Here is a 6,731-nt window from a genome sequence, read left to right as displayed (position 1 = left end):
CCAAGCGCCACATGGATGTGCCGCAAGGAGCGTGTTTTGGAAAGCATCCCCCACCCGCTCGTACACCAAAGTCCGATGCCTGATTATTGATCGCTGGGATCAGGATTATCCAGGATTGTCTGTGTCTGTGTAGCGCGAAACTCATCGACCGCTATACGGACATCGTCCTTGAATGTACCGATAATCTGAGCCGCCAGCAGGCCAGCGTTAGTGGCACCGGCTTTACCAATTGCCAGGGTGCCAACCGCAATGCCGCCGGGCATTTGTACGATGGACAGCAGCGAATCAAGACCGTTGAGTGCTTTGGACTGGACGGGAACACCAAGGACCGGCAGTGACGTTTGTGACGCGACCATGCCAGGCAGGTGAGCAGCACCGCCCGCGCCTGCAATGATCACCTTCAGGCCCCGATCAGAGGCAGTCTTGGCATAATCAAACAGCAAATCCGGCGTACGGTGGGCAGAGACAACCTTCGTCTCGTAAGGCACGCCCAGCTTGTCCAGCATCTCGGCGGCGTGTTCCATGGTGGGCCAGTCAGACTTCGAGCCCATGATGAGTCCTACAAGCGGCTGCATATGCAACAGTCCTGATATGTGAGAAAGCCGGACATTGTATGTAAGGCCCCGTGGCCATGCAAACAGTCGATGGCCAAGGAGCGCATACTGTCAGCTCTCCTGGCCGTCATTTTGCTGAGTCGCAAGGTACGGGTATTATCGTGCTTTATTAACGTTACCGTCCATATACCGGAGCTGTTATGGAACCAATCCGTCCAGATGATGATGAAGTACGTACCGGCGTGCCCGGCAATAAAGTGGAAGAGCGCAAAAAACGCCAAGCACCCGTGCCAGAGTCGGCCGGTAATGGCGGCCCGGGCAAACCTGCTGGAAAACGCCGGAAAACATCTGGCGGTGGTGGTTCGGGCCGCAGTGCAGTGTTGTTGATCGCGCTGTTGATTGTTGCCGGAGCGGCGGGCGCTGGCTGGTATCAGCAAGAGCAGCGTATACAGGCACTGGAAGGTCAGCTGGAAGAAGCGGATTACTGGGCGCGCCAAAGCAAACTGGCGCTGGCCCGGTTTGAGGGGGAGCTTTCCGAGACCGGCGAGAACCTGCAGGAGAAAGGGCAATCCATTGAAGACACGCTGGCGTCCCACAAGGAACGCCTCAATACGGCTGACAGCGAGATCGCCAAGCTGTGGGGGGTTGCTAATGACCGCAACCGCAAGCGGCTCGACGACCACCAGGCCAGGTTGGAATCTTTGAGGTCAGATGTGGATAGCGGCAACAGCCAGCGGGAAGCATTGTCTGCCTCGGTCAAGGAGCTGGAGGCAACGGTGTCCTCCAGGCTGGACAAGGTTCAATCGGACTTTGAGCGGCAGCTTACCGCCGTTCGCGAAACTGGCCAGGAGAATACCTCACAATTGACGAAGCTGGATGAATCCCTGGCCGGAGTGGACAAGCTGGTAGAGCGCCAGCTGTTGCGTTTCGAGCGAGAGCAAAACCTCACCATTGATGGCCTGGAAAGCCGTATTGCAGCGCTGGAAAAGGCCACCAATAACCTGTCCAGCGGCAGCCAGCTGGATGCCGTTCGCAAAGATCTGGCGGGGCTGAGGGAAACCGTGTCTTCGATTGACTCTTCGCGGGCGCAATTAACCTCAAGGCTGGTTCGCCTGTCGGAAGAGGTCAATGATCTGCGCTCGCGGATGTCCGGCCAATAGAAGGCGGCTGCGAACGGGTACGCAGGCACAGCAGGGCAAGCAGGGCCTGCTGTGCTTTGTAACAGTTTGTATTCATCCCTTGCGGTAGCTCTCAGTTCCGCGAGATTGCAGTTGTTATGATCGGGACAACTCGCGAAAGGATGAAGAGTGCACAACAATGACAACCCGATTTCTTTTTCCCGGTTTTCCCCGGCCACTGGCGGCCGTATTTGTGGCTTTGCTGTTGGTTTCTGGTGCCGGCTGCACGGTGTACCAGTCCATCGGTAAAAGCGTTGGCTCGTTTTTGCACCCGGTATCCGGGCACGATTTCGTTCATATCGGCAATGATGAGTGGGATCGCAGCAATGCGGTTCTCTATTTCTACCGCACCCATTCCCAGTGGGCTGCGGACGAGATCGAGGCGCCAAGCGTTTACATAGACGACCACCACTATTTCAATATTCGAAACGACAGTTTTACCTGGCTTGAAGTTGCCCCTGGCGAGCGGCATATCGCCATCCGCCGGCCACTGCTGGGGCTTGAGGGGCTCAATTCGTTCAGCCTGAGCCTGATTGCAGACGCCACGCTCAAGGTCGAACCCGGAAGGGTGTATTACCTGCGCTATAACGAGTTGCAAGAGCCGGAGAGTAACCATCCGGAACTCGCCGAGGACCACCCCCTGAGGTCTGGCGACTTGCAGCTCGTGACCCGTGACTACGCCATGCAGGCCAAAGAAATTGTCTCCACGCGTTTTCTGAATAGTGATTTGCTTGCCCCTAATCACGCTGCGACCTCCATTGTTGAGGTGAATGAGGACGCAGACTACGAGCGCAATCTGGTTCTTCTGGAAGAGGAGCGAGCGGCTGAAATCGAGCGCCTGAGAGAACAGGGGAAGTATGACGAAACGCCTTGGTACTGGCCCTTTGGCGGTGGCCCTACGGTGCCTCTTGAAAGCGATCGTCGATTGCGGGAACTGGAGCGGGAGTATGCGGCGTTGGAACAGGAGCGGGAGCGTCGGGAAGAGGCAGAATCCGGTGGCGGTTGGTGGATATTCTAACGTCGCCGATCTGGTGTACTGCGAATTGTTGTTTCCGGTTTCGGTTACTAGACTGTGAGGTGTCCGTATTCAGAGGGTTGCCGGATCATGTCGCTGAGAGATTCATTACAACTAACGTTTCGCCGGCTTTCCGGAGAATTGCTTCCCGAGGCACTGGAAAACGCAGGCCACCGGATAGCTAGCCTCAGAAAACGTCTTGATCATCTCAATTGCTCGCTGGCGGAGCGGGCATTGCCTGCGGATCGAAAGTCGCGTGTGAACGAGCTGTCACTTGATCACAAGGCGAGGAAGGCAGGACAGAAAGCCACTCGGTTGAAGTCTGTGAAGGCGGCAAAGAAAACCGGGAGTGATAAACAGGCTTGATTGAAAATTGTACATTTTTTAACGAGTTGCAGGTTTTTTGAGAAAAACTCCGGAAAAAATTTGACACCGCCAGACAAATGCTTAAAATGCGCGTCTCACTTGGTTGAGACAGCAACGCTGACTCACCAGTGTGCTGTAAAAGTGGGCGGTTAGCTCAGCTGGGAGAGCATCGCCCTTACAAGGCGAGGGTCACTGGTTCGATCCCAGTACCGCCCACCACTTTTCAGCATCACCGGGCCACCCCGCCCGGTTTCAGGTCCCTAAGGCCGATCAGGCCGGGATTGATGCGGAGCGGTAGTTCAGCTGGTTAGAATACCGGCCTGTCACGCCGGGGGTCGCGGGTTCGAGTCCCGTCCGCTCCGCCATTTTTTTGTTTCCAGATCCCGGGTGGTTAGCTCAGCTGGGAGAGCATCGCCCTTACAAGGCGAGGGTCACTGGTTCGATCCCAGTACCACCCACCATTTTCCCCCTCGTTATTTTCCAATCAACGATTGCCCGCAAACCCGAACAACGTTCCCGTTCACGCCGTTTGATGCAGGATTGCAGTACCACGCAATAGCCTCGGCCACGTCGACTGGCAAACCGCCCTGAGACAAGCTGTTCATGCGCCGGCCGGCTTCGCGAATGGTAATAGGCATAGCGGCTGTCATCTGGGTTTCGATGAACCCGGGCGCTATTGCGTTGATGGTCACGCCGTTTTTCACCTGTTTTGCCATCGCCTCTACATAGCCGATCACGCCGCACTTGGCGGTGGAGTAATTGGTCTGGCCAAAGTTGCCAGCAATGCCGCTGATGGAGGAAATGCAGACAATGCGTCCGTTTTCACACAGCAGCTCCTGGTGCATCAGCTCTTCGTCGATCAGTTCCTCGGCCGTCAGGTTCACGGCAATGGTCATATCCCAGAAGTGCTCGGGCATGTTGCCCAGGGTTTTGTCACGGGTGATGCCGGCGTTGTGGATAACCAGGTCAATGCCTTCGAAGTGCTCCTTCACAAAGTCTGCAATCTGCTTTGGTGCCTTTTCGTCTGTAATGTCGCACGCCATCGCCTTGCCCTTGATGGGGGTCATAACCTTTTGCAGGTCTTCCATGGCTGGTGGGATATCCAGGCCAATGACCGTGGCGCCGTCCCGCGACAGGGTTTCGGCAATAGAGGCGCCAATGCCGCGGGAGGCACCGGTTACCAGCGCGACTTTTCCGGCCAGCGGCGCGACTGGGTTGGTGGCGTGAGCGGTCGCTCCCTTACTGATGCGGGTTACCTGGCCAGAGACATAGGCCGATCGGGGCGATAAAAAGAACCGGATGCTGGATTCCAGCTGCTGTTCGGCCCCGGGGGCCATCCAAAGCAGGTTCGCGGTAGCTCCTTTCTTGCCGACTTCCTTGCCGACACTGCGTACGAAGCCTTCCAGAGCCTGGTGAGCGGCGGCCTTGGCGGGTTGGCGGCAGGTGCCAGGGTCCTGGCCTATCACCAGTACTCTGCCGTTGCCCGCCAGCTTGCGGATGGTGGGGTGAAAGAACTCGTAAACCGCTTTCAGATCGGTGGTGTCTTTCATGCCTGTGGCATCAAACACAAGGGCGGAGAATTTGCGATCAATGTCCGCGTTCAGGGGCAAGGCTTCGGCCTTGTTGCCGCTTTTGGCAGAATCGTTCAGAGTATCCATGGCGCTGGCATGAAAGAGTTTTGCGGCGCTGGCGCCCAGCACCTTTCCAATCATCGAGATAGCTTTGCTGCTGTTGGCAGCGCCGATCAGCACGTCGCCCTCAATAAACGGCTGGTCCGCGCGCTTCCAGCGTTTCAGGGGAACCGGGGCGGGCAGCCCCAGGGACTGGGCGGCGGTCTTGCCAAACGGAGTATTGACGAACTTGAGATAGCGATCAGACATGGCATTTTCCTTTTGCGAAACGAATATCGGCGTACAGGTTAAAGAATCCGGCCGCTTTTGAATTGACTCAATGCCCTGTTACGGTTGTCAGGGATGCCAATGAGCCGGGCCCGGTTGGCGCTAGACTGCAACGCAACGGATACACTCGTTTAAACAGGACATCATCATGGCACAGGCACCGAAAAGCACCCAAAAGAAAACGTCGACGGCAAAGAAGACCACGGCCGCTAAAAGCGATATCCGCCGGGTTGCCATTATTGGTGGCAACCGGGTTCCTTTTGCCCGCTCCAATACCGCGTATAGCAAGGTCAGCAACCAGGAGTTGCTGACCAGTGCGCTGCGAGGACTGGTTGATCGCTTCGGGCTGGAGGGGCAGCGCCTTGGAGAGGTCGTTGCTGGCGCGGTTATCAAACACTCCAGGGATTTTAACCTGACCCGGGAATCCGCGCTGAGTAGCGGCCTAGCGCCGGAAACACCCGCCTACGATATCCAGCAGGCCTGCGGTACGGGCCTCGAAGCGGCCATTCTGGTGGCCAACAAGATTGCGTTAGGGCAGATCGAGTGCGGCATCGCTGGCGGCACTGATACCACCTCGGATGCGCCGATTGGGGTAGGCGAGGGTCTGCGTGAAATTCTTCTGGATCTGAATCGGGCCAAGACAGCCGGAGAACGCCTGAAAGTGCTCAGTCGTTTTCGTCCGAGCCATCTGAAACCGGAAATTCCGCAAAACGGCGAACCCAGAACGGGGTTGTCCATGGGGGGGCACTGTCAGATTACCGCCCGCGAGTGGTCCATCCCCCGCGACGAGCAGGACAAGCTGGCCTATGAGAGCCATCAGAAACTGGCATCCGCATATGATGAAGGTTTTTTCAAGGACCTGATGACTCCACTGGCAGGCCTGGAGAAAGACAACATTCTGCGCCCGGACACGACCCTTGAAAAGCTGGCGACGCTCAAGCCCGTATTTGATCGTGAGAACGGCACCATGACCGCCGCCAACAGCACTGCGCTGACGGATGGTGCCTCCTGTGTGCTGCTGGCCAGCGAAGAGTGGGCAAAAGCCAACAACATGGAGATCAAGGCGTACCTGACGTTCTCCGAGGTGGCTGCAGTGGACTTCGTCGACAAGAAGGAGGGCCTGCTGATGGCACCTGCTTACGCCGTGCCACGCATGCTGGAAAAAGCCGGGCTGACGCTGCAGGATTTCGACTTCTACGAAATCCATGAAGCGTTCGCCGCCCAGGTGCTCTCCACCCTGAAGGCCTGGGAAGACCCTGCGTTCTGCAAGGACCGGTTGGGTCTGGAAAAGCCGCTGGGGAGCATTGATCGAAACAAACTGAACGTCAAGGGCAGCAGTCTGGCCACCGGCCATCCCTTCGCGGCGACCGGTGGGCGTATCGTGGCCACTCTGGCGAAGCTGCTGGAAGAGAAAGGCAGTGGCCGTGGCCTGATCTCCATCTGCGCCGCAGGGGGGCAGGGGGTGACGGCCATACTTGAGCGGTAAGTTGGCGAAAAAATTCATTTTTCCCTTTGACAGACGCATCAACGCCCCGTACTATGCGCACCTCGTTGATCGGGGCCTTACCCGGTTAACCACCAGTTTGATGCGGGGTGGAGCAGTCTGGTAGCTCGTCGGGCTCATAACCCGAAGGTCGTAGGTTCGAATCCTGCCCCCGCTACCATATCAATAAGGGCCGGTCTTTGACCGGCCCTTATTCGTTGTGCGCCAGGCATGGCG

At 57.2% G+C, this 6,731-nt stretch carries 5 protein-coding genes and 4 tRNA genes; 7 read left to right on the top strand and 2 right to left on the bottom strand.

The genetic code is table 11. The features are described 5' to 3' along the window. Positions 1-83: 83 nt before the first annotated feature. Positions 84-575 carry a 5-(carboxyamino)imidazole ribonucleotide mutase gene (purE, locus tag B3M52_RS01420; RefSeq protein ID WP_036210119.1) on the bottom strand — a complete coding sequence of 164 codons (492 nt, stop codon included), beginning with the start codon at positions 573-575 and terminating at the stop codon, positions 84-86. A 179-nt stretch (positions 576-754) separates the two neighbouring features. Between purE and B3M52_RS01415 the strand changes: the two genes are divergently transcribed. The 5 genes from B3M52_RS01415 to B3M52_RS01395 all read left to right on the top strand — a co-directional run bounded on the left by B3M52_RS01415 (position 755) and on the right by B3M52_RS01395 (position 3,574). After that, positions 755-1,714, top strand: coding sequence for a hypothetical protein (locus B3M52_RS01415; protein WP_075196449.1), 960 nt, complete (start codon positions 755-757; stop codon positions 1,712-1,714). 157 nt (positions 1,715-1,871) lie between these two features. After that, positions 1,872-2,750 (top strand): DUF2846 domain-containing protein, encoded by an 879-nt coding sequence (locus B3M52_RS01410; RefSeq protein ID WP_036210128.1) that lies wholly within the window; start codon positions 1,872-1,874, stop codon positions 2,748-2,750. A 506-nt stretch (positions 2,751-3,256) separates the two neighbouring features. Next, positions 3,257-3,332, top strand: a tRNA-Val gene (locus tag B3M52_RS01405). Positions 3,333-3,401: 69 nt separating this feature from the next. Continuing rightward, positions 3,402-3,478, top strand: a tRNA-Asp gene (locus B3M52_RS01400). A 20-nt stretch (positions 3,479-3,498) separates the two neighbouring features. Continuing rightward, a tRNA-Val gene (locus tag B3M52_RS01395) sits at positions 3,499-3,574 on the top strand. Between the two features lie 12 nt (positions 3,575-3,586). Here the strand turns inward: B3M52_RS01395 and B3M52_RS01390 are convergent. Further along, positions 3,587-4,993, bottom strand: a complete 1,407-nt coding sequence (locus B3M52_RS01390) for a 3-oxoacyl-ACP reductase (RefSeq protein WP_075196448.1) — start codon at positions 4,991-4,993, stop codon at positions 3,587-3,589. A gap of 166 nt (positions 4,994-5,159) precedes the next feature. On the opposite strand from B3M52_RS01390, the gene B3M52_RS01385 reads away from it, so the two are divergent. Both B3M52_RS01385 and B3M52_RS01380 read left to right on the top strand, forming a co-directional pair. Beyond that, positions 5,160-6,497 carry an acetyl-CoA C-acetyltransferase gene (locus B3M52_RS01385; RefSeq protein WP_075196447.1) on the top strand — a complete coding sequence of 446 codons (1,338 nt, stop codon included), beginning with the start codon at positions 5,160-5,162 and terminating at the stop codon, positions 6,495-6,497. A 101-nt stretch (positions 6,498-6,598) separates the two neighbouring features. Next, positions 6,599-6,675: transfer RNA gene (locus B3M52_RS01380), tRNA-Met, on the top strand. Positions 6,676-6,731: the final 56 nt, after the last annotated feature.

Source organism: Marinobacter sp. UBA2688, from assembly GCF_002352785.1.
Classification (GTDB): Bacteria; Pseudomonadota; Gammaproteobacteria; order Pseudomonadales; family Oleiphilaceae; genus Marinobacter; species Marinobacter salarius.
This window is presented reverse-complemented; position numbering and strand designations above follow the sequence as displayed.

What these genes read in the sequence shown, in the direction of transcription:
- purE (WP_036210119.1), bottom strand. Translation starts at nt 575, where the DNA reads ATGCAGCCGCTTGTAGGACTCATCATGGGCTCGAAGTCTGACTGGCCC.
- B3M52_RS01415 (WP_075196449.1), top strand. Translation starts at nt 755, where the DNA reads ATGGAACCAATCCGTCCAGATGATGATGAAGTACGTACCGGCGTGCCC.
- B3M52_RS01410 (WP_036210128.1), top strand. Translation starts at nt 1,872, where the DNA reads ATGACAACCCGATTTCTTTTTCCCGGTTTTCCCCGGCCACTGGCGGCC.
- B3M52_RS01390 (WP_075196448.1), bottom strand. Translation starts at nt 4,993, where the DNA reads ATGTCTGATCGCTATCTCAAGTTCGTCAATACTCCGTTTGGCAAGACC.
- B3M52_RS01385 (WP_075196447.1), top strand. Translation starts at nt 5,160, where the DNA reads ATGGCACAGGCACCGAAAAGCACCCAAAAGAAAACGTCGACGGCAAAG.